This window comes from Streptomyces sp. NPDC052020, from assembly GCF_040680575.1.
Lineage (GTDB): Bacteria > Actinomycetota > Actinomycetes > Streptomycetales > Streptomycetaceae > Streptomyces.
The window spans coordinates 1-19,809 of the sequence record NZ_JBFAWY010000054.1 but is presented as its reverse complement, the minus strand read 5'-3'; the positions used below and the strand labels follow the sequence as shown (position 1 = coordinate 19,809).

Here is a 19,809-nt window from a genome sequence, read left to right as displayed (position 1 = left end):
AAACCGAGCGCCAGGAGCGCCCGCTGGCCGGCTACCGGCTGGGGCGGGACTGGCTGGCCTCGCCGGAGGCGATCGAGCTGGCCGACCGGAGCAAGATCCTGGACGTCGTGGTGGAACTCCTCACCGGCCGGGTCGTCGACAGCGCCGCGCGCCGCGTACGCCGGACGCGCTCCGGCGACGGCGGGCTCGGGACTCGCATACGCGACGACGGGGCAGCGGCCTGGAGATGTGACATCAGGCAACGCGCCGCCTCCGCACCCCCGGCTGATGTGGTGGAAGCTACCCGACAACATCATCGAACTGGGCCGCGTCGCAGCCCACGACGACATGCAGCTGCGCTGAGCAGCACAGCATGGACAAAAGGAGAGGAAAACGCCGATACCGAGAAAGACACCGTCCCGCAAGCTGATCCCGGGACCCGAACGCGACACAGTGGCCGCCGAGCTGAAGGCGAAATACGAAACCGGTGCGTCCATCCGCGCCCTGGCCGAGGAGACCGGCCGCTCCTACAGCAGCGTGCACCGGCTCCTCGCCGACGTCGGAGTGACCTTCCGGTCCCGGGGCGGCGCTACGCGCCAGAAGACCGCGCTGCCGTCCTGATCACGGCCAGCCCCGCCCCAAAAGCGACACGCCAGGCCGCGGTCTTCGTCACGCACCAACTGCCAACGTCGCCTCGCCGACCGGATCACCGTCCCCGATCAGGGTCGCAATCTCCAAGATGGGCAGTACAACGAACTGATCGAATAAGCCGGAGACCTCTTCGAGGTGCTCAAGCTCCAGGCGTGCGGGCATGCACCTGGGCGGGGGCTGTCACCCTCCCCGCCAGGGCACCTGACCCGTGTTCCAGACCGCCGACTGGTTCCAGCGGCTGGGGCACGCTCGTCCGGGACTGTAAAACTAACTTGACACCCCCATGAGCCCCCCTTCACCCGGAGCCTTTCGCGCGGTGCGGCGTCAGGCCGCGTTCCGCTGGCGGCGGGCGAGGGCGTCGGCGACTGATCGGCGGCGCTTGTCGTGGACGTCCACGAGGACGCCCACACCCTCCCCGAGAGTCATCTCGCCGACGCGGAGGCGTTCTGCGACGGCTATCAGGCGGGTGTCGTCGGGGCCGACGGCGAGGTAGAAGAGAGCTTCGTCGACGGCGCGGTCGTCACCGCCCCAACGGACCACACCGTCGAGTTCGGCGAGGATGTCACGGAGAACCGCGAGTTCGAGGGGGAAGTAGCCGCCCTTAGTGCCGGCCGGGTAGTGGCCGGGCCGGATACGGACGGCGGTGCCAGAGGCCAGGTTTCGGGCGGCCCCCCGGAGCTTCTTCGGAGCGGTCCAGCCGACGGCCTCGCCGGGCTGGAGCGCGGTGATTTCGTAGTGGAAGCGGCGGACGAGGTGGACTAGGACGGTCTCGGGAGCGCCGAGCCGGAGCTGGAGGTTCGTCACCGGGGTACCCGGCACAGGTACCGTGGCGATGGATCCGCCCTCGTCGGCGGCGGTCTCCATGTCCCACCCGTTGGCCGAGCGGGCTCCGGCGAGGAGCCGCTCGTTACGGGCCTCGGCCCGTGCGACGCCTTCGCGGACGGCCTTGGGGAAGGTGTAGTCCCGCGGCTCGGCGGCGTACGCAGGGGATGCCAGCGCATGCGAGTGTGGGAGCACCGCCGCGGTGGCGGTGACGGCGGCGATACGCAGCAGGAAACCTCTGCGGGAAACCGGGGAGGCAGGGGAGGCGCTCACGTGTTCCTCTTCTCAGGGTGCTCGAGGTGCTCGGGTCTGGTGGTGCGGCGGTGTTCGAGGACGGCGATCAGGGCAAGCGTCACAGCGATCACTCCACAGCCCGTCATCACGGGCGTAAGGAAGCCAGGAACGGCCGCTTCATATGAACCATCTGTCGACATACGGCAGTTGAGGGCAGGCGGCAAATAGGACACGCTGTAGCTGCTCACCTGTCCGTACAGCGAAGGGTTCGCGTCGTGGCAGGCCTGGGCGGTGCTGCTCTCGTCGAGGAAGAGCGATGCCAGGCCCCAGGCATAGACGATCGCGGCGAAAGCTCCGGTGAGGGCGGCGCCACCGCGCGCCGCGGCTCCCCTGCCGATCGCCGGAAGGCCGTACCCGACAAGGCCGAGGGCGGTCACAGCGGCGGCGACGATGCCGAGCAGGAGGGGCAGGAAGGCGGGATACGAGGAGGTCACGGCGACCACCTCACCCGCCGGCGAGCTGTCGGACAAGGTTGTTGTACTTCTCGAAGATGTGGTAAAGCCCCATCCGCTTGGCGGCATCGGCTTCGGCCTGGTCGCCCCAGCCCTGGTAGCGGCGGATGATCTCGAAGATCTCCCCCTCGGTGTAGTCCAGGCTCATAGCGCGCAGGGTGGTCTCGCCGGTCGGAGGGTTCTTGCCGCCGGGTTTGCCCGCGACGCCCCACAGATGGATCAGTGGCACGGTCCGCATGGAGAAGCCGTTGTCCTTGTTGACCTTCTGCCACATGGCCCAGATGTCGGCGTCCTTGGTCGGATCAGTGCGGGTGCCGGTGACGAAGCCCTTGTCGATGCAGTGATTCCAGGCGCGGATGCCGACCTCGCCGCTGATCTGTCCGATGCCGGTCGAAGAGTCCTTGACGGCGCCAATGCCGTTGAGGTGGTACGAGGCGACCTGATGATCCACGCCCTGGTCGATCAGGTCGTAGTGCCGCATCTCCCAGTAGGCGGAGGTCTGGATCAGCGCCTTGCGCATGCTGTAGGTACGGGACAGCTGGGTGGTCTGTGCGTCGTACGACATGATCGTCTCGAAGCACTGGGTGTGGGTGAAGAGGCGGGCGTCGGCGCCGGTGCCACCGTCGTCTTCGTAGCCGATGCTGCGCATGTAGCGGCTGAGGTCGTCGCGCAGCGCGTTGAGGTAACCGCCGTCGAAGCCGACGTCGGGGCGCGGCGGCCGGGGCGCGTTGAAGGAACCCTGGCCCGTGTCGCGGCCGGAGGCGATGTTGACGTCGATCTCGATGGCGCCGGTTCCGGAGCCGACGGTGCGGGTGACTATCTGGTCGTACGCCCAGTCGGCGGGCAGCGGGTAGCCGAAGTTGCCGGAGAAGCCGGAGGACATGTCGGAGACGAACGAGGCGGTGGAGTGCCCGGCTTCGCCGACTCGAGTGCAGACGTTGCGCGGCCCGTACACTCCGACCTCGAACCGTCCGCCGTCGGCGGCCAACGCGTCGACGATCCCCTTGAAATGCGGCAGGACGTTCGACGTCACCTCGTGGTCGAGCGCGTCGAAGTCGACAGCGAAGAAGATCCGGGTGCCAGGCTTGAAGCCGTGATCGAGAGCGGCGTTGGCAGCGGCTTGACCGGCGGCCCGTCCGGCGGCGTAGTTGAAGCCATCGGCGTCCCGGCCGTACGTCTGATAGATCGGAAAGCAGCGCAGGCCGTTTGCGGCGATGGTGGCTAGCTCGCCGGGCTGGATCGCCTTTTCAGGAAGAGAGGTTGCGCTGGGGTTGGTGAGATAGCGGCCTATGTACTTTACGCCAGCCGCCTTGAGGGTGGCCGCGCGGGCGTCGGTGATTTTGGTGACGCCGTCGCAGGCCTCGCCGCTGCGACTCTGGTCACCGTAGGACACGAGGAGGGAGGCCCAGGTGGAGAAGTCGCCCTTTCCAGTGACTGGGAGCTTCGCGAAGGACTGGAAGCTCTGGACGGCGGTGGAAACCGCGCTAGTGAAGTTACCGAAGGCGACCGGCCGCTGGTTGAGGATCATCGCGCCGGTGAAGAGCCGTGCCCAGTTGCCGGTGCTGCCGACCGACAGGGTGTGCGACTTGAGGCCGGACTGGGTGCCGGGGCCGAAGACACCATTGGCGACCCCGTCCGCCATCCCGATCTCGTACTGGACGGCGAAGAGCATCGACTTGGCAACGTCGCGCGAGTGGTGGCCGTCGCAGGGGATCACGTAGAAGTCCTTGCGCAGTACGTACTGGCCGTTGAGCCACTGCTGTACCGACCGCACCACGTCGGAGCCACCACTGACGGTGACATACGCGTCCATGTTGAACAGGCCCTTGATGACCTTCGGCCACAGCGCGCTACCCGGGTAGACCGTACTCAGCCCCATGTTGGCGTTGAGCTCGGTGACGGACTGCTGGACACGCGCGCTGTATGTACCATCGATGCCGCCGCCGTCATAGCCCTTGCAGTACAGGGCGGACTGGAGGATCCGGCAGAAGTCCGCGGACGGCACGTTGGACGCGTCGATCTTGCCGTACTGCTCGGCGATGGCTGCCAGAGTGGCGGGGCCGAAGCTGTTCGACAGGTTGGTGATTCCCAGCTCGTACTGCAGCGCCCGAGTCAGGGCGTACATGGTGTTCCAGCCGGTCTGCCCGTTTTCCTCGACGGTCATGCCGATGCGGCTGCCATACGTGCGGTTGATGAAGACTTGGGCTTGACGCACCATCTCGTCGGCCATGGAGTGCCCTCTCAGAAGGGGGAGACAAGGGAAGTTGGGAATGCGCCCGGGATCGAGCCGCGGCGGGTGGAGCGGCACTGGGCGGGTGAGGGCCGCCGCGAAGGGATAGGGGAAATCCACGATCGGAGTTGACGACCGTGATGCGCTTTAGCTTGATCTTTTCATGACCCGAGCGGAGGCCTTCCGGGAAATAACCATGCAACAGCCCCCACATCGGACTTGGTGAGCGGCCTTCGTGACGGACTTGTGTTCCGGGCGACACTAAACGTGTGCACAACCTTCGACTGGCTCGTGCGTCGCAACTCCAGTGCCACGCAAGGCACGTGGTTGACCGTCACTTCGGATCGACGCCTGCCCGGCACCCCTGGGCGGGTCAACCATACGGACGGAGGTGGGCGGCATCGCTGGCTGGAGTTGAGGCGGTTTCGTCCACTGTACGAGGCCGGCGCGATGAGTCTGCGGGAGATCGTGAAGGAGGTCGGGCCGCGGCCGCGGCGATCGGGTCATGCCCGGCCGGGGTCATCGCGCTGACCACCAGGGCCAGCAGCGAGGGCAGCCGATAGCGCACCCCGCAGGCACCACGTGGATCCGGGACCGCAGCGAACTCGTCGATCAGGCTGCGGGCTTGATCACGTGCCCCGCCGTCGGCGAGTTCCTTGAGACAGGCGCCGGAGGGCACGGGGCGGCGATAGGGATGATGGCGGAACGAACACGGCACCCTCATGGATCTTGCAACGTAGAGAACTTCATGATCCACAAGGGGGGCGTGCGCCCTCGCCTCCGGGCCCACCCCAGCGAGTCATCACCCCAGACCGGGTGATTCAGGCAAACGCCGGGGCCCTGAGCTCGACAGGCAGGTCTCGATCACGCAACTTTCATGGCCATGACACCACCTGGATGTGAAGATCCTCCTGGCACAAGCGATCTATCGATGGAGATGTGATGAGGAGTATCCGCTTCAAGAAGAAGATGGCCGCCTGCGCAACGTCATTTGCAGCCGTGGCGGCTGTGATGGCGACCGCCGGTCCAGCACATGCGGCAGAGTACAAGGTTTCCGACAACTGTGACGTTCCGTGGATTACCTGCTCGTACGGCGATCTGTGGCTGTTCTACAACTCGAAGGAAATTGCCATCCAGGATGGCTACATCAAGTCGGCGTACACGACGTTCTACAGCAACGTCTCTGACCACTGGGGTACGAGCCAGTACCAGGGGTCATCACTCACTACTTACCGGTATACCTTCGGCAGCGGCGGCAATGGAAACGGTCAGTACATGAAGAACAATGCGGCTTCTGTGCGAAACTGCGCCCCGGACGACAACTACCGCGTGTACTACAGCTCCGGCTACGGCGGCACATCTCAGTACTTCGCGAAGAATGGCCCCTACGGAGACTGCAACATCACCAACTTGATCTCCGCCCTGAAGAACAACAACGCGTCCTCCCACTTCGCCTAAGAAGGAAATCCTGTGAAGCACATCAAGCGGACAGCCACCGCCGTGGCCCTGACTGCTTCAGCCCTCCTGGTCACCGCCTGCTCCTCCGGCGCAACTCCGGAGACCGCGAAGAACGTGGCAGACGACAGGCCGATCGTGAACAAGGAAAACTGGCCCAAGAAGATACCCACCAGTGGCCTGACCAAGGAACTGACTCTTCCACTGGAGGCGTACATGGCCTCCTATGAGGACCAGGTCACCATCGAGCAGGCCGCCAACGATCTTCAGCAGTCCTGCATGAAGGACTATGGCATCGACCTGACGCTGCCGCGGGCGGGTGCCAACCCGCCTCCCAGCGACAATGACGCCAACATCGAACGCCGTTATGGCATCACCGACCGGGCCGCGGCCGAGAAATACGGCTACGAGCTCCCCCCTGCGCTGCAAGAGCACACCAAGCAGGGAATGCGTGATCTGTCGGGTGTCGAGGTCGAGGTCCTGACCGGCCACACCAAGCCCGAACTGCCCCAGGCCCCCGAGGGAGCCAAAGCGCGAGAGGCGATCGCCGTCCCTGGCCAAGGAGTGAAGCCCGCCCGGGCGGAGTACAACGGAAAGAAGTTGAAGACGGGCGGCTGCATCGGCTGGTCCAAAGAGCAACTCGGCGTGAAGGAAGCCGACCCGACCTTCGTGGCACAGCTCGCTGGGGGCAGCCTGACGCAGTCGATGAAGGACGACAAGGTCGTCAAGGCCATCGCCGCGTGGTCTTCGTGCATGGACGGTAAGGGGCACACGGGAGTTGCCGATCCATACAAGGCGATGGACCAGGGCGTCACCAACGATGGAACGCCGTCGCAGGAATCCATCGCGCTTGCGGTCGACGACATCGACTGCAAGCAGCAGACGGATCTGGTGAAGGTCTGGTCCGGTGTGGAGTCTGCGATCCAGGACCAGCAGATCGCCGACAACAAGAGCCGGCTGACCGGCATCAAGGAGCAGCACGGCAAGGAAGTCGCTGCCGCGCGCAAGCAAATGGCAGCTTCCGCCCAGTGAAGACTGTTGCAGTGGTGCCCGGACCGCGGATGGTCCGGACACTGTGCCTGATTGCGGCCTGTGTGCTGGCAGCCGGGTGCACGGACAACGCCGACGACAGAGCCCCCGCCTCACAGCGGCCAGTGACTCCGAGCGCGGAACGGAGCAGTCCGCAAGTGCGTCCATCGCCTGTGGCTTCGGTGCACTCCGAAGGGCGTACGCGTGTCTTGGAGTACGGAGACCTGATCGTGCGCGCCACGCCGGGAAGCAGCGGTGTGCGTACCGAGATCGAGGTAACCAATACCTACGAGCGGGATGCGACGTACTCAGTCCAGATCAGCATCGCTGACGGTGAGGGCTGGACCGCACACAACCGGTTCTGGCTTCAGGATGTCCCGCCGGGCAGAACCGGACGAGATGATGCGGTGATCGGCTCGGAGGACATGGGTCCGGTTCCGCAGGTTCCGAAAATTTACGTCGATGAGTTCACTCCCATCGTCGACCGAGAATAGAAAAGGGAGCACCTTTTCCTGTTCGCCGCCACCGTCAGGGCGGCTGCAAGTTCCGTGATCGCGTAGTGAGCTCGGGTTGTGGTTGGCGTGGAGGCATAGCGGTGCAGGCATGAGCTTCGTTGACCATCGTGGTGCCTTGCGCCCGTTGATCATGAGGTGCCCGTGCCTGCCGTTGCATCTTCCCCTATCCCCACTGTCCTGTTGAAGCTGGGGCCGCTGCAGCCCGGCTCCGGACTCGTCCACGTTCACGGTCCGTAGCGCCGGTGTCCCTTGTCGTCGAGCTGGGCGAGTTCGCGCTCGTGGTCGACGGTGATGGACCCGTAGTAGTTCACGGCCGAGCTGCGGGCCGGGGAGATGTGCGCCAGGACCTCCACGTCGCGGCCGGCCTCGCGCAGCTGGTCGACGGCCAGGCCCATGTACTCCGTGTGCCAGCAGATGACCGCGTTCGTCACGACGGTCAGGCACCACGCCTGCTCGTTCTGCTGCTCGGGCTGACGCCGGGTGATCTTGCCCTCGCCGGCGTAGTGGAGCTGGCGGCGCAGGGAGTGGATGGACTCACCCTTGTTCAGCTGCCGGGCGATCTTGCGCCTGTAGCCCTCGCCCGACAGGTACTTCGCCGCATAGATCGTGCGCCGGATCGCCCCGTACTCCTTCAGCGCGGCGGCCAGCGCGTTCTGCCGGGAGGACGCGGAGAGCTTCCCGACGATCAGGGATGCGGTGGCGTGCCCGTACGTCAGCGACCCCGCAAGCCGCAGCAGGTCGTCCCAGTGCGCGGCCACCAGGTCGAGGTTGGCCTTCTTCGTCAGCAGCGGCCCCGCCCTCGGGAAGCGTTCCTCGTAGTCGGCCTTGGCGCCCATCCGGTACAGGGTGATCTTTCCCAGGTCGCGAATGCGCGGGGAGAGCCGCATGATCGCGGCGCAGTTCGCCCGCTTCCTGGGCCTGCCGGTGACCGCCCGGTTCAACATCACCGACATCATCGAGGCCGTCGTCGGTGTCTGCACCGACGCCCGCACCGGCCTGGTCCTCGTCGACGAGCTCCACAACATCTCGCTGACCAGCCGCAACGGGGCCGAGGTCGCCGACACCCTCACGTACTTCTCCGAGCGCATCCCCGCGACGTTCGTCTACGCCGGCATCAACGTCGAGCGCCTGCTGGCCGGCGTCCGCGGCGAACAGATCGCCGGCCGCCTCACCCTCATCCGCACCCACCCCTTCCCCTACGGGCCCGAGTGGAAGGGCCTGGTCAGGATCCTGGAAGGCACGCTGGTCCTGCTCAAGCACGAACCGTTCAGCCTGATCCGCCTCGATCGCTTCCTCCACGAACGCTGCGGCGGCATGATCGGCTCCCTGTCCCACCAGATCCGCGGCGCCGCCATCGACGCGATCCTCACCGGCACCGAGGAACTCACCAAGCACGGCCTGGTGGACGTTCCGCTCGCCCTCGCCGCCTCGCCCAAGCCCCGCCGACGGACCGCCCGGTGACCCCCGGCATGGAGCCGGACCCCACCGTCTCCCGCCTCCCGCGCCAGGTCCGGCCGATGGACCGCGAAGGCGTCGAAGTCTTCATCGTCCGCCTCGCCCAGGCCAACCGCCTCCAGCCCGCCTACCTGCGGGACTACCTCTGCCCGCCGCCCCACCACCGCGGGAAACCGAGCTGGGGCCGGCTCGCCGCCGCCACCGGCCGTCACCCCGCCGCCCTTCTCGAAGCTCTCGAAGGCCCGGCAACTCGATACGCCGAGTGCGACGCCCCGCTCCTGCCGAAGGGCACTGCCGGCGGAAGCCCCCGCCCGCCACTGCTCCGCCCGTTGCCGCCAACGCCCCAGCTGTGTCGCACCATCGGCACCCCGGCCTGCGGATACTGCGGGATCGAACTGCCCAGGGCCCCGGGGAAAAGCACGCCGTCCTGGTGTTCCCCCGTTATCTTTTTCGCGGTCCCGCAAGAGGGCCGCTGGCCTCCGGGCCCGGCATGACTGTCGCCCCCTGTCGAACGGATGGCAATGCCGTTGCTTTCGAGGCTGTCGGCCGGTTGAGCGGGCGTGTTGGTAACCCGTCTGGAGTGAGCTGTACTGAGATTTGTGGAGTCCCTGATGCCAGGGTTACGGTCCTGGCGAAGGTGAACCACCAGCACCATGGCAGCACCCCGTAAATACCCGGACGAGCTCCGCGAGCGCGCGATCCGCGAGGTCCGCACCACCGGCCTGCCGATCGCTCACGTTGCGAAAGACCTGGGCATCCACAAGGAAGCCCTGCGCGGTTGGGTCCGCCAGGCCGAGGCCGACCGCGGCGAGCGCGACGACCGGCTGACCACAGCCGAGCAGGACGAGCCCAGGCAACTCCGCAAGGAGGTAGCGGAGTTGAGGCGGGCGATCGAGATCCTCAAAGCCGCCAGCGTGTTTTTTGCCCAGGAGATCGACCGTCCCCGGACGAGGCCGAGCAGGTGATCGACCACCTGCGTGACAGAGGTCTCGGGGTCGATCCCCTCTGCCGGGTTCTTGAGCTGTCGGCGTCGACGTATTTCGCCCGCAAGAAGCGGCCGAAGTCGGCCCGCCGGCTCCGCGACGAGCAGCTGATGCCGCTGATCGAGCAGGTCCACGCGGAATCGGGCGGCACCTATGGCGCCCGCCGGATCACCCGCGCCCTGTGGCGCAAGGGCCACGAGGTGGCCCGCTGCACCGTCGAGCGGCTGATGGCCGAGCTGGGCCTGGAGGGCGTCATCCGCGGCCGGCGGCGCCGCACCACCATCCCGGAGCCGTCGGCACCCCGCCCGCCGGACCTGGTCGACCGCGATTTCACCGCCTCCCGGCCCGACCAGCTCTGGGTGGCGGACATGACCTATGTCCGCACATGGTCGGGGTGGGCGTATGTGACGTTCGTCCTGGACGTGTACTCGCGGATGATCGTCGGCTGGCAGGTCGCGAACCACATGCGGACCGAGCTCTCCCGCTGGACGCCCTGGAGATGGCGCTGTGGAGACGGAGCATCAAGAAGGACTCCGGCCCCATCCATCACAGCGACCGCGGGTCGCAATAGGTAACAATTCGGTACGCCGAGAGGCTGTCGGACATCGGTGCCTCCGCGTCGGTCGGCTCCGTCGCGGACTCGTACGACAACGCGATGGCCGAGGCGCTGAACGGCACCTTCAAGGCCGAGCTGATAGAGATGCAGGGCCCCTGAAGGACGTCGACCAGGTCGAGCGGACGATCTTCCAGTGGATCACCTGGTACAATGAAGAACGCTTCCACTCCGCACTCGACTACGTACCGCCTGCCGAGTACGAGCAAGCCTTCTGGCGGAGCCAGGAGCAAGTCCCGCAGTCCGCCCGAACCATCAAGATCGGACTCTACGAAACTCGGGGCAGCTCAGTGGGGCCCACTCGCTTAAACGCAGTTGCCTAGGCGGTCTTCCTCCGCCCTGGACTCCGGTCCCACCTGGCGGCAAAGGACCGGATGGACTCAGCATGAAGACCGGTCCAGCAGCAGTGCGGCCAATCGGCCGCGGGAAGTCAGGATGGTTGCCGTCCAACTGAGCCACCCGTTGACGAGAGACACCCAGTTCCTCAGCCGCTTCCCTGTATCCCATGAGCTTCTGTTCCTTGGGGTGGTCCCGCTCCGCGGCTGCCTGCTCAGCGGTAACCACACGCAGGTCGATCAGCTGCGCTTGTGGCCCAGAGCAGCCTCAAGTCCCTCAACCACTGTATGAAGAGCCTTGTCCGCAGCCTCTACCAAGCCGGACGGTTACCAGCCACCCCAGGCGGGGCTCATGTTGGGGGGGTAGGGATAGCTGGAGGCGCCATTTACCCAGCTATTCAGGTCCTGCTCGTCCCATTCCAGCAGTGTCTCGGCATTCCGGATGCACATGCCGTAGTCAAGGCTCCCGAAGAGGCGGCTGACGGTGATCTGCTGAGTGAGCTGCTGGTACCCCTTTCCTGTCTTGTACTCCATCTGCATCGTGGTCCGGAGCAGCCCGAGGCGCAGATCACCATTCACCACAGTCAGGACCCCCTGCTGCACATTGGTGTCCTTCTCCTGCTGCCCCTCGTTCTGGACCGCCAGCTGGCCGATCTTTTTGACGGAGTTGATGACGCCGGTGAGCGTGTCCGAGGTCACCAGCCCTCCGATCAGCTCGGTCACCGCTGAGATGGCTGGTGACAGGGAGAGGGACGAGATGGACACAGTACGGCTGTCGCCAGTGATGTTGGTGAGGAATGGCATCGTTACGAATTGCCATTCGAAAATGATCCACCGAAAGAGATCGAATATCGTGGATGACTGATCGAAGCCGGCGGAGTCCTCGGTCTTGCGAAGGATGGTGGCGGCCACGGACTGCCATGAGCCGAAGGACGCCAGCGGCCCCAGGCTGGGCAGCCCACTGTTATCCCCGCCGTAGGCATTGCCAACCCCTGTTTCTTGGTTGCTGTCGTCGAGCTGACGGCCGTCGGGGCCCAGCAGCTTGAGCTTCGCCAGTACCTCCCGTGGGGGCGCCTGCCTGCCCTCCGCCCACACGGCGATCGCCAACGCCTCTTGCCGCAACTGCTCTTCAATCAAAGTGCTCACGCTCGCTCGTCTTCGGGTACTCAGGATGCGCGCGTGGCGTACTGCTCGCGCGACTCGCAGATCAACCGCTCGATGTCCTGCACCGTCTGCACCTGGGAGATGGCCTCGAAGCCCAGGTTGACTCGGAAGCCCAGCTCGACTGCGCCCAGCAGGCGGAGGAGCTTCAGGGAGTCGACCCCTGACAGGTCTCTCACCATGGTGGTGTTCTTGATCTCCTCGGGGCACTCCGTGCCGCTGAGGTCCAACGTCTCGCGGATCAGGGAGTACAGCCGCTCCCGCTCCTGGGGGGTCAGATAGGTGTTCATGGCTGCTCCTCGTTGAGGATGTCATGGATGGTGTTCAGCTCGTCCGGGCGAGCGCTCCACCGTGGAGCGCTCCGTCGAGATATTGCTGGCGTGTCTTGCTCCGCTTCACCTTGCCGCTGGAGGTCTTGGGCAGCTCCCCTGGTGCCAGCAGGAGGATCTCTGCCACGGGCAGAGAAAGCTTCGTCTGGATGTGGCCGCGGACCTGCCGTGCCACGGTGGCGGCGTCCCCCTTGCGGAACTCGGCGACAATCACCACCTCCTCGGTGGCCCGGCCTGGCCGGGTGAAGGCCACGACGTTGCCCTTGCGCAGGCCGGGCACCTCGGCCGCGGCCCATTCCACCGACTGGGGGTCGTGATTGCGCCCGTTGATGATCAGCAGGTCCTTCTTGCGGCTCGTCACGTAGAGGATGCCTTCCGCCAGGTATCCACAATCCCCCGTGCGCAGACCGTGAACCGTAAAGCTCCGCCGGGTCGCCTCCGCGTCACCGTGGTAGCCCGCAGCCACGCTCGGCCCCTGGAAGACCACCTCGCCGATATGCCGCTCCGGGAGCGGATTCCCCTCATCGTCCACGATGAGGATTCGGTGACCCGCGATGGGGCGCCCGCAGGGCACGAACGCCACCTGCGACCCGGAGACCTCCGTCTCCGAGGCGGGCCGCGCGAGGCCGCTCGCGTGGTAGGGCTCGCCCTGGATGACATCCGGGGCGATCGGAACTCCGATCTCGCTGAACGAGATCGCGAGCGTCGCCTCCGCCATGCCGTAACACGGCACCACCGCCCCCGGCCGCAGCCCCGCCGCCGCGAAGTGCGCCGCGAAGGAGCGCAGCGTCTGGGGGTGGTTGGGCTCAGCGCCGCAGCCCACGACCCTCAAGCAGGACAGGCCCAGCCGCTGGACCTCCTGCGCCGAAGTGTGCTTGACGGCCAACGCCAGGCCGAAGTTGGGCGCGAAGGTCACGGTCGCGCGGTGGCGGCTCACCGTTTCCAGCCAGAGCCTCGGTGAGAGAGCGAAGCGCAGCGTCGGGAGGAAGGTCACCGGGACGCGCGCGATCAGCGGCGCTAGCACGAAACCGACCAGTCCCATGTCGTGGTACATGGGCAACCAGCTCACGCCCCGGTCTCGTCCGCGCTCGAGACGAAGAGCGCTGATGATGGCCGCGCAGTTGGCGAGTACGTTGGCGTGCGTGACCCGCACTCCCTTGGGGGCCGCCGTGCTCCCCGAGGTGAACTGCAGGAACATCACGTCCTCCGGGAGGATCGTCTCGGGCCGGGGCGCGCTCTTCACCAGGTGCTCGGCGAAGATCTCCTCCGAGACGAGGGCCTGGCCCTCGACCGCATCAATGAGCGGGTCCAGCAGGTCTGCCAGGCTCCGGGGCGTCAAGAGCGCGCGGGCTCCCGCGGTGCGGAGGATGTGTGCGGCGTTCTCGCGGTACGCCTCGATCGTGCCGAAGCCCATGGGCGGGTACATGGGGACCGGGATGACGCCCACCGAGGCTGCGCCCAGGAAGGTAAGAACGAACTCCTGCTGCTCGGGGACGATGAGCGCGACGCGCTCTCCCTTGCGCAGGCCGCCCTGGAGCAGCCGGCGCCCCCGGCGCAGGGCCTCCCGAGACAGCTCTGACCAGCTCAAGAAGTGCTCGCGGCCGTCCTCTTGGATGAAGGTGTAGCCGCCGTCCGAGTGGCCGAGGTTCTCGGCAAGGACCTGGTCGAACGTCGTGGCCATCGCCCCTTCGGGGGACAGCGCTTCTTTGGAGAGCATGGGACCTGCCCCGGGAGTCCGGCGGATTTACGGAAAGGCCGTGATCCGACTTACTGGTCCCACGCGGGGCTCTGGTTGGGCGGCAGCGAGGCGCTGTTCGCCCCGCACGCCCACCGAGTCACGTCCTGGCCATCCCATTCGAGCAGATTGTCGGCGTGGCGCTTGCACTTGTCGAAGTCGAGCAGGCCGTAGCCGCGGTACATTTGGATGGCCTGCTGCAACGGCTCGTACCCCTTGCCCTCTTTGTAATTCATCTTGACCACGGTGGTGACGAGTCCGAGGTAGAGATTGTTGTGGTAGCGCGACAGGACCCCGAGCATCTGGTTGCTGCTCTTCTCCGCTCCGCCTACCTTGTTCTCGACCGCCAGCTGGGCCATTTTCCGGATGGTCGTCGTGACGGCCCCAGAATTCTCCCTCGTGACAAATGGCTGGAGCAGGTCCCACGCCGCAGCGACGACCGGCCTCAGGGAGAGCGAGGAGATGGACCCAAGGGTGACGTAGTCAGTTGTGTACCTCAGGAAGAACGGAATCGTTCCGAATTTTTCGATGAAGTGGCTCCAAACGAACACATTGAATGTCGTGCTTCCCGGGTCGAAGCCGCTAATGCTCTCAGCCTTGTGCCAGATGGTGGTGGCGACGGACTCCCACGTGCCGAAGGCGCCCAGAGACCCCAGGTCGGGCAGCGAGCTGCCGTCTCCTACCGCCTGGTGGCCCACCGCCTTGTCCGTGCTTGCAGAGGCGAGCTGCGAGAGCTTGGATGTCGTGGCGTCATCCAGCTCAGAAGGAGGCGTCTGCCACAGTGCGATATCCATTTCCTCTTGGCGCAACTGGGCCTGGCCGATCTCGGTCACGACTGCTCCTTGTCAGTGGGGCGTGCTTTGGTTATAACTTGCGAGGTCAGTTGCTGCGGATTTCGGGAGGCGTCTGCGGACCCGGACGACTCGACATCACGAGAACGGGAATCATCCGCTAGCGCCCGGCAATGGCGCGGTGGTGGCTGGGCGTGCGCCCCGGCACTCCGACCCTGTGCCCTGAGCGGGCGGTAGTCGGTACCCTGTCGGCCACTGCCGGGCGCTGCCTGTTCTCGTGAACACCCGGTACAGGTGCCGCCTCCCGAACTTGCTGCCCGAAACGCTGCTCTGCGCGGCTCAGTTGCCCCAGGCAGGGCTCTGATTGGGCTGCTCGTTGGCGCTGTTCGAGTCGCCCGCCCACTCGCTCAGGGACTGCCCATCCCACTTGAACAGCTCGTCGGCGTGGCGCTTGCAACCGTCGAAGTCGAGCACGCCGTAGCCGCGGAAAATGGACAGGTTCTGCGTCAGCTGCTCGTACCCCTTGCCCTTCTTGTATCGCATCTCCACCGCGGTCCGGACGGCTCCGACGTAGAGCTTCCCTTGATAGTGAGAGATGACCCCGGCCTGCTGCTGGCTGTCCTTCTCATCCTGCCCTTCGTTGTTCATCGCCAGCGTGGCCATCTTCTGCAGCGACGTCAGAATTCCCTTGTAGTCGGTCTCCGTTACGAAGTTCTTGACCAGGTCGTCCACCGCCGACACGGCCTGACTCACGGAGGTCGAGGAGATGACCACCTGGCGGTTGTCAGTTACCCACCTTAGGAACATAGGGAACGTGCCGAGCTTATTAATGAAGGCCGTCCAAGCGACCGGGTCGAAGGTCGTGCTCGCCGGTTGGAAATTGGTGCTCGTCGCGGCCTTGTGCCAGATGGTGGAGGCGACGGAGTCCCACGTCTTGAACGCCTGCAGCGGCCCCAGGTCGGGCACCGGGTCGTCGTCTCCCGCCGGCTGGTTGCCCGTCACCTGCTCGCTCTTAGAGGCGAGCTGCGAGAGCTTGGACATCGTGGCAGCGTCCGGCTGGGGGGGAGGCATCTTCCACAGCTCGAGCTCCATGGCCTCTCGCTGCAACTGGGACTGGCTGATCTCGGTCATAACTGCTCCTTGTCTACAGGTGAGGTGCTGGGTGAGACGACGTTTACAGAGAGCGCTCATCTGTGCCAGGCAGGGCTGCCATGGGGCGAAACGGCGTAACCGTCTGTGTTGCTGATCCAGGTATCCACGTTCTCGGGATCCCACGTCAGCAACGTGCTGGCGCTGCGCTTGCACTCGTCGAAGTCGAAGGTGAGATGCTAGATGAGGCGACGCTTGGACAGGGACCCATCTGCTCCACCTTGTTGAAGTCAAGCACGCCGGAGACGCAGTAGATGGAAAGTCCCTGCCGCACTCCCTTAGTTTTGATTATGCTGGCCGGAACCACCTCTGCAACCGCAACATCCGCGGCTCGCTGGGACTGTAACTCGGTCGGATTAGTTCCGTAGCCGGTGGTGACGGTGAGTGCTGGCCTGCGATCATTGAGCGTGCCCGGGTCCGAGCCATAACCCGGACTACCCCGCCACCGTCCGCCACATCCTCGATGAGTTACGCCGAGGGCCTTGACCCAAGGCCGGGTAGTTAACGTTTTCGCAGGTCATGCACTCCAGTTAAAGAATCACCGACATGGAACAACGGAACTCGTTGGTACAGGCAGTCGTCCAAGACAGCTTGTGCTTGAGGAGCTCCGCTGCTGCTTCACCATTTCCTGTTGGCCCCGGTGATGGTCATCACCCGTACGGTCACAGTCGCTGCGGGCCGGTTCGCGCCGGGGCATCTGGGCGAGCTGACGGCCGTCATGCCGTTCGAGCTGGTGAAGCCGGGTGAGGATCTTCACCCAGGTGCCGCCGCGCTGCCATCGCCGGAACAAGTCGTAGACACGGCCCCACGGTCCGTAACGCTCTGGCACGTCACGCCAGGGAGCATCTGTCCGGGTCCGCCACCTTAGGCCGTCTATCAGCTGCCGCCGCGTCCACACCGGCGGACGACCCACCTTGCTGCCAGTTCCCTCCGATTGCAGCCTCTGTCTCTTCGTTTTACGGTCGTAACCGCAGTTACTCCATTCCGGCGACTAAGTCGACGCGAGCGACGTCGACTGGTCCATGCAAGAAGCAAAGGGGTCGACATGAGCGTGAAACTGCACGTGGCTTCGGCCATTGCCGCCGCAGTGCTGACGTCAGGCGTAGCTATAGCTCCCACAGCGCACGCCGAAAACGTCTCCTCACCTCCTGCTGGGTGTAAGGAAGGATACTTCTGCATGTATCCGGAGAAGCTGTTCCAGGGCCAACCCGAGCTCCTGCGTGCGCAGGATGTACCGGCCACCATGTTCGGTCTTTCCGTGTACAACGCCACCGACAAGTGCGCGCTCCTCTACAGGGGGGCACAGTACGTCGAGCCTCATTACGACGTGAAGGCCCATCATGGCTGGGGGTTCGTCGCATTCCGGTTCGGCTCGCTCAAGTTCGTTGACTGCCCGCGTGAGTGACCTCATGCTCAGTGGATCTCTCCCCGCTCTGCGCTGCTGGCACGAGATGGCCATGCGATGGGGACGAGGCCAGTACCTGTCAGCCGTCGGCGTGGTGATACCACTCAGCGCCGGCGGCTGAGTTGTTTCATCGGAGTCGATGGGTGGCGCGTTTCTGCGTACCCCGTGCAAGCCGTCTTCGGCGTCCGAGTGCGGCGGTGATCGACTCGCAGTCGGTCGTGCAGCTCGGCGACCAGTCCCGCATCCCGCCAGCGGGCGAAGAAGGCGCACACGCGCGGCCAGGGCGGGAAGTCCGCGGGCATCGCCCGCCACTTTCCCGAACCTGTGGGCGAGACAGTCACACCCAAGAGTGCACGGACTGAACCCGCCACCCGTGACCACGCGACACTTCGACAACAGGGCCTCTTGCCCCTCGCTGGACTCGACATCCGCGAGCTACCAAGAGGCCCTTCTTCCATGCGCACGGGCCTTGCTCGGCGCGGTGTTCGGGCCCACTGCCGAGGGCGAGACCAGCTATGCCACACGCCTGATGCGTCTGCTGCGGCCGGACATGCTCGTCCTGTGGGACAAGGGCTTCGACGGCAACCACTTCCTCGCCTCCGTCATCGCGACCCGCGCCCAATTCCTGGGTCGACTCCGCAGCAACCGGCGTGTCCCCGTTCTCACACGTCTCGCCGACGGCTCATACCTGCCGGTGATACCGCCGAGAAAGTACGTGTGATCGACGCGAACATCCCGGTGACCTGCGTGGACCGCACCGTCTTCACCGGCTACTACCGGCTGGTCACCACCTTGACCAATGCCGACCGCTACCCAGCAACCTCACTGGTGGGTCTCTACCACCAGCGGTGGGAACACGAATCCGCGTACGACGCGCTCCGCCACACGATCATGAATGGGCGTGTTCTGCGCTCGGGCGACCCGGCCGGCGTCGAACAGGAGATGTGGACCCTGCTCACCCTCTACCAGGCCCTGCGCACCATGATGGTCGAGGCCGCCGAGTCGTTGCCCGGCACCCATCCGGAAGGCTGCTGTTTCACCGTCGCCCTCCAGACCGCCTGCCATCAGGTCGTCCAGGCCGCCGCCGTCATCACCGAGCCCACCGATGCCGGTCGCGTCGGCCTGATCGGGCACCGGATCCTGCCCCATCTCATGCCGCCCCGCCGGCAGCGGGTCAGCACTCGCAAGTCAAGTAGCGGGGTCAGAGCGGGTGCTGGGCGAGCTTGGCCCATTCTGGCCGACGCTCGCGTTCGTGGGCGGCTGCATCGGCCATGGCGGCTCGATGGCGGCCCGGCCGCCGCTGCGGGAAGTCTCGCGGGGGATGGTCGAAGGGGACCGGCCTAGGTCGGTTTCTGATGGCTCTTGGACTATGTCGCGAAGCCAGATGACGATCGCGGCGACGGTCAGGTTGTCGTTGAAGATGTAGTCGCGTTTGTCATACCGGGTGGCCACCGCCCGGAACTGCTTCCCCTTGTTCACGCACCGCTCGACCGCATCGCGGCGGCGGTACTGGGCCTTGTCGAAGGCCGGAGGCCGGTCGCCGGTTCGTCCCCGGCGCTTGCGGTGGAGCCGCTGGTCATCGGGGTGAGCGATGGTGGCCTTGATGCCGCGCCGCCGCAGGTAGGCGCGGTTGTCGCGGCTGGAGTACGCCTTGTCGCCGCGTACCCGGTCCGGGCGGCTGCGCGGGCGGCCTGGCCCAGGACGCCGGATGCGTAAGCCGTTCAGCACAGGGGCGAACATCGGGCTGTCACCTTCCGTGCAATTCGTCGACGGCCGGGGCGGGCGAGGAGGAAGGACCGGGTCGGCGGAGCCGACCTGTGGGGCGGGCGGCAGGACAGGCAATTCGTCCGGTGGGACCCCCTGACCCGGGTATTCCCGCCAACCGCGTGGTGGCTGGAGCACTCGGCGGTGTCGGGGATGTGCGCCGCGGGTGATACCGGCACGGAGCTGCTCGGCAAGCAAGTCAACTCGACGCCTCCGAAGTCCAGTCGTTCGGGTGTCTCGGGCGGGAGCTCCTTCGGTCGTTACGGCAGAGGCACCTGCACGGCAGGGAGCGTCCCATTTCCGTTGGTGCGCGGTCCGCTGCCACCCGGTGCAGACCGCCTGCGGTACACCGCGGCAAACCTGCGGGACATGGATGGCCGGCCCCGGGTGTCCCGGTCTCTCAGAGGCGGATGCCGTCGATCTCGATGGTCTGGATGGAATAGGCGCCGAACAGCGGGGAGAGGCGTTCGCCGTCCAGGCGTGCGTTGGAGATGCGCTGGTACTGACGGGCGATGCGGTAGCGGGGGCTGGCGTCGGTGACCCAGCGGCGGGCAGTGTGACCGACGGTACGGAAGCGGGACAGGTCGTAGGTGACCCGCTCGGAGGTGCGGCCGCGGACGGTGACCAGGACCAGGCGGTGCTGGTCGGGATCGTAGGCGGCG

21 protein-coding genes and 5 pseudogenes are annotated in these 19,809 nt (G+C 65.8%); 11 read left to right on the top strand and 15 right to left on the bottom strand.

Annotated features, from left to right (window positions below):
- The first annotated feature begins 378 nt into the window (after positions 1-378).
- Complete coding sequence (locus AB0L74_RS32655; protein ID WP_365660585.1) at positions 379-600, top strand: helix-turn-helix domain-containing protein; 222 nt, start codon at positions 379-381, stop codon at positions 598-600.
- Between the two features lie 48 nt (positions 601-648).
- On the opposite strand, the gene AB0L74_RS32650 is transcribed toward AB0L74_RS32655, so the two are convergent.
- From AB0L74_RS32650 to AB0L74_RS32630, 5 genes and pseudogenes are all read right to left on the bottom strand, one after another.
- Positions 649-792 carry a hypothetical protein gene (locus AB0L74_RS32650; protein WP_365660528.1) on the bottom strand — a complete coding sequence of 48 codons (144 nt, stop codon included), beginning with the start codon at positions 790-792 and terminating at the stop codon, positions 649-651.
- Between the two features lie 162 nt (positions 793-954).
- Positions 955-1,725, bottom strand: a complete 771-nt coding sequence (locus AB0L74_RS32645) for a hypothetical protein (RefSeq protein WP_365660525.1) — start codon at positions 1,723-1,725, stop codon at positions 955-957.
- Positions 1,722-2,180: a hypothetical protein gene (locus AB0L74_RS32640; protein ID WP_365660522.1), complete on the bottom strand. Its 459-nt coding sequence runs from the start codon at positions 2,178-2,180 to the stop codon at positions 1,722-1,724. The genes AB0L74_RS32645 and AB0L74_RS32640 overlap by 4 nt, the downstream gene beginning before the upstream one ends.
- Before the next feature lie 10 nt (positions 2,181-2,190).
- On the bottom strand, positions 2,191-4,428 hold the full coding sequence (locus AB0L74_RS32635) for a glycoside hydrolase domain-containing protein (RefSeq protein ID WP_365660519.1): 2,238 nt from the start codon (positions 4,426-4,428) through the stop codon (positions 2,191-2,193).
- 484 nt (positions 4,429-4,912) lie between these two features.
- A pseudogene (locus AB0L74_RS32630) lies at positions 4,913-5,065 on the bottom strand (ISAs1 family transposase); the annotation flags it as partial.
- 305 nt (positions 5,066-5,370) lie between these two features.
- Here AB0L74_RS32630 and AB0L74_RS32625 point away from each other — a divergent pair.
- The 3 genes from AB0L74_RS32625 to AB0L74_RS32615 all read left to right on the top strand — a co-directional run bounded on the left by AB0L74_RS32625 (position 5,371) and on the right by AB0L74_RS32615 (position 7,406).
- Positions 5,371-5,886 (top strand): hypothetical protein, encoded by a 516-nt coding sequence (locus tag AB0L74_RS32625; RefSeq protein WP_365660516.1) that lies wholly within the window; start codon positions 5,371-5,373, stop codon positions 5,884-5,886.
- A gap of 12 nt (positions 5,887-5,898) precedes the next feature.
- Complete coding sequence (locus tag AB0L74_RS32620) at positions 5,899-6,915, top strand: hypothetical protein (protein WP_365660513.1); 1,017 nt, start codon at positions 5,899-5,901, stop codon at positions 6,913-6,915.
- Positions 6,916-7,121: 206 nt separating this feature from the next.
- The gene (locus AB0L74_RS32615; RefSeq protein WP_365660510.1) at positions 7,122-7,406 is read left to right on the top strand and encodes a hypothetical protein; all 285 of its coding nucleotides are present in this window, start codon (positions 7,122-7,124) and stop codon (positions 7,404-7,406) included.
- Between the two features lie 245 nt (positions 7,407-7,651).
- Here AB0L74_RS32615 and AB0L74_RS32610 read toward each other — a convergent pair whose 3' ends face one another.
- Positions 7,652-8,263, bottom strand: coding sequence for a Tn3 family transposase (locus AB0L74_RS32610; protein ID WP_365660583.1), 612 nt, complete (start codon positions 8,261-8,263; stop codon positions 7,652-7,654).
- Between the two features lie 43 nt (positions 8,264-8,306).
- Between AB0L74_RS32610 and AB0L74_RS32605 the strand changes: the two are divergent.
- From AB0L74_RS32605 to AB0L74_RS32595, 3 genes and pseudogenes are all read left to right on the top strand, one after another.
- Positions 8,307-8,888 (top strand): annotated as a pseudogene (locus AB0L74_RS32605) (ATP/GTP-binding protein); the annotation flags it as partial.
- Between the two features lie 647 nt (positions 8,889-9,535).
- Positions 9,536-9,847 carry a transposase gene (locus AB0L74_RS32600; RefSeq protein ID WP_365660507.1) on the top strand — a complete coding sequence of 104 codons (312 nt, stop codon included), beginning with the start codon at positions 9,536-9,538 and terminating at the stop codon, positions 9,845-9,847.
- The gene (locus AB0L74_RS32595) at positions 9,844-10,440 is read left to right on the top strand and encodes an IS3 family transposase (protein WP_365660504.1); all 597 of its coding nucleotides are present in this window, start codon (positions 9,844-9,846) and stop codon (positions 10,438-10,440) included. Before AB0L74_RS32600 ends, AB0L74_RS32595 begins: the two co-directional genes overlap by 4 nt.
- Here AB0L74_RS32595 and AB0L74_RS32590 read toward each other — a convergent pair.
- Positions 10,412-10,648, bottom strand: a complete 237-nt coding sequence (locus AB0L74_RS32590) for a hypothetical protein (protein ID WP_365660501.1) — start codon at positions 10,646-10,648, stop codon at positions 10,412-10,414. The genes AB0L74_RS32595 and AB0L74_RS32590 overlap by 29 nt on opposite strands.
- Between AB0L74_RS32590 and AB0L74_RS32585 the strand changes: the two genes are divergently transcribed.
- The gene (locus AB0L74_RS32585) at positions 10,577-10,801 is read left to right on the top strand and encodes an integrase core domain-containing protein (protein WP_365660580.1); all 225 of its coding nucleotides are present in this window, start codon (positions 10,577-10,579) and stop codon (positions 10,799-10,801) included. The genes AB0L74_RS32590 and AB0L74_RS32585 overlap by 72 nt on opposite strands.
- Positions 10,802-11,140: 339 nt before the next feature.
- Here AB0L74_RS32585 and AB0L74_RS32580 read toward each other — a convergent pair whose 3' ends face one another.
- The 6 genes and pseudogenes from AB0L74_RS32580 to AB0L74_RS32555 form a co-directional block, all read right to left on the bottom strand.
- Positions 11,141-11,959 carry a hypothetical protein gene (locus AB0L74_RS32580; protein ID WP_365660498.1) on the bottom strand — a complete coding sequence of 273 codons (819 nt, stop codon included), beginning with the start codon at positions 11,957-11,959 and terminating at the stop codon, positions 11,141-11,143.
- A gap of 20 nt (positions 11,960-11,979) precedes the next feature.
- Positions 11,980-12,264: an acyl carrier protein gene (locus AB0L74_RS32575; RefSeq protein ID WP_365660495.1), complete on the bottom strand. Its 285-nt coding sequence runs from the start codon at positions 12,262-12,264 to the stop codon at positions 11,980-11,982.
- Between the two features lie 34 nt (positions 12,265-12,298).
- On the bottom strand, positions 12,299-13,984 hold the full coding sequence (locus AB0L74_RS32570) for a fatty acyl-AMP ligase (RefSeq protein WP_365660492.1): 1,686 nt from the start codon (positions 13,982-13,984) through the stop codon (positions 12,299-12,301).
- A gap of 86 nt (positions 13,985-14,070) precedes the next feature.
- Positions 14,071-14,871, bottom strand: coding sequence for a hypothetical protein (locus AB0L74_RS32565; RefSeq protein ID WP_365660489.1), 801 nt, complete (start codon positions 14,869-14,871; stop codon positions 14,071-14,073).
- Between the two features lie 297 nt (positions 14,872-15,168).
- Complete coding sequence (locus tag AB0L74_RS32560; RefSeq protein WP_365660486.1) at positions 15,169-15,960, bottom strand: hypothetical protein; 792 nt, start codon at positions 15,958-15,960, stop codon at positions 15,169-15,171.
- A gap of 775 nt (positions 15,961-16,735) precedes the next feature.
- Positions 16,736-16,918 (bottom strand): annotated as a pseudogene (locus AB0L74_RS32555) (transposase); the annotation flags it as partial.
- Between the two features lie 105 nt (positions 16,919-17,023).
- Here AB0L74_RS32555 and AB0L74_RS32550 point away from each other — a divergent pair.
- The 3 genes from AB0L74_RS32550 (at position 17,024) to AB0L74_RS32540 (ending at position 18,727) form a co-directional block, all read left to right on the top strand.
- Positions 17,024-17,383, top strand: coding sequence for a peptidase inhibitor family I36 protein (locus AB0L74_RS32550; protein ID WP_365660483.1), 360 nt, complete (start codon positions 17,024-17,026; stop codon positions 17,381-17,383).
- Positions 17,384-17,864: 481 nt separating this feature from the next.
- A complete protein-coding gene (locus tag AB0L74_RS32545) occupies positions 17,865-18,104 on the top strand; it encodes a hypothetical protein (protein ID WP_365660588.1) in 240 nt (79 codons plus the stop codon).
- Positions 18,005-18,727: a transposase gene (locus tag AB0L74_RS32540; RefSeq protein ID WP_365660577.1), complete on the top strand. Its 723-nt coding sequence runs from the start codon at positions 18,005-18,007 to the stop codon at positions 18,725-18,727. The genes AB0L74_RS32545 and AB0L74_RS32540 overlap by 100 nt, the downstream gene beginning before the upstream one ends.
- 30 nt (positions 18,728-18,757) lie before the next feature.
- On the opposite strand, the pseudogene AB0L74_RS32535 reads toward AB0L74_RS32540, so the two are convergent.
- Positions 18,758-19,135, bottom strand: a pseudogene (locus AB0L74_RS32535) (transposase); the annotation flags it as partial.
- A 412-nt stretch (positions 19,136-19,547) separates the two neighbouring features.
- Positions 19,548-19,809 (bottom strand): annotated as a pseudogene (locus AB0L74_RS32530) (beta-1,6-galactanase); the annotation flags it as partial.

What these genes read in the sequence shown, in the direction of transcription:
- AB0L74_RS32650 (WP_365660528.1), bottom strand. Translation starts at nt 792, where the DNA reads ATGCCCGCACGCCTGGAGCTTGAGCACCTCGAAGAGGTCTCCGGCTTA.
- AB0L74_RS32635 (WP_365660519.1), bottom strand. Translation starts at nt 4,428, where the DNA reads ATGGCCGACGAGATGGTGCGTCAAGCCCAAGTCTTCATCAACCGCACG.
- AB0L74_RS32625 (WP_365660516.1), top strand. Translation starts at nt 5,371, where the DNA reads ATGAGGAGTATCCGCTTCAAGAAGAAGATGGCCGCCTGCGCAACGTCA.
- AB0L74_RS32610 (WP_365660583.1), bottom strand. Translation starts at nt 8,263, where the DNA reads ATGGGCGCCAAGGCCGACTACGAGGAACGCTTCCCGAGGGCGGGGCCG.
- AB0L74_RS32600 (WP_365660507.1), top strand. Translation starts at nt 9,536, where the DNA reads ATGGCAGCACCCCGTAAATACCCGGACGAGCTCCGCGAGCGCGCGATC.
- AB0L74_RS32575 (WP_365660495.1), bottom strand. Translation starts at nt 12,264, where the DNA reads ATGAACACCTATCTGACCCCCCAGGAGCGGGAGCGGCTGTACTCCCTG.
- AB0L74_RS32570 (WP_365660492.1), bottom strand. Translation starts at nt 13,984, where the DNA reads ATGGCCACGACGTTCGACCAGGTCCTTGCCGAGAACCTCGGCCACTCG.
- AB0L74_RS32560 (WP_365660486.1), bottom strand. Translation starts at nt 15,960, where the DNA reads ATGACCGAGATCAGCCAGTCCCAGTTGCAGCGAGAGGCCATGGAGCTC.
- AB0L74_RS32550 (WP_365660483.1), top strand. Translation starts at nt 17,024, where the DNA reads ATGAGCGTGAAACTGCACGTGGCTTCGGCCATTGCCGCCGCAGTGCTG.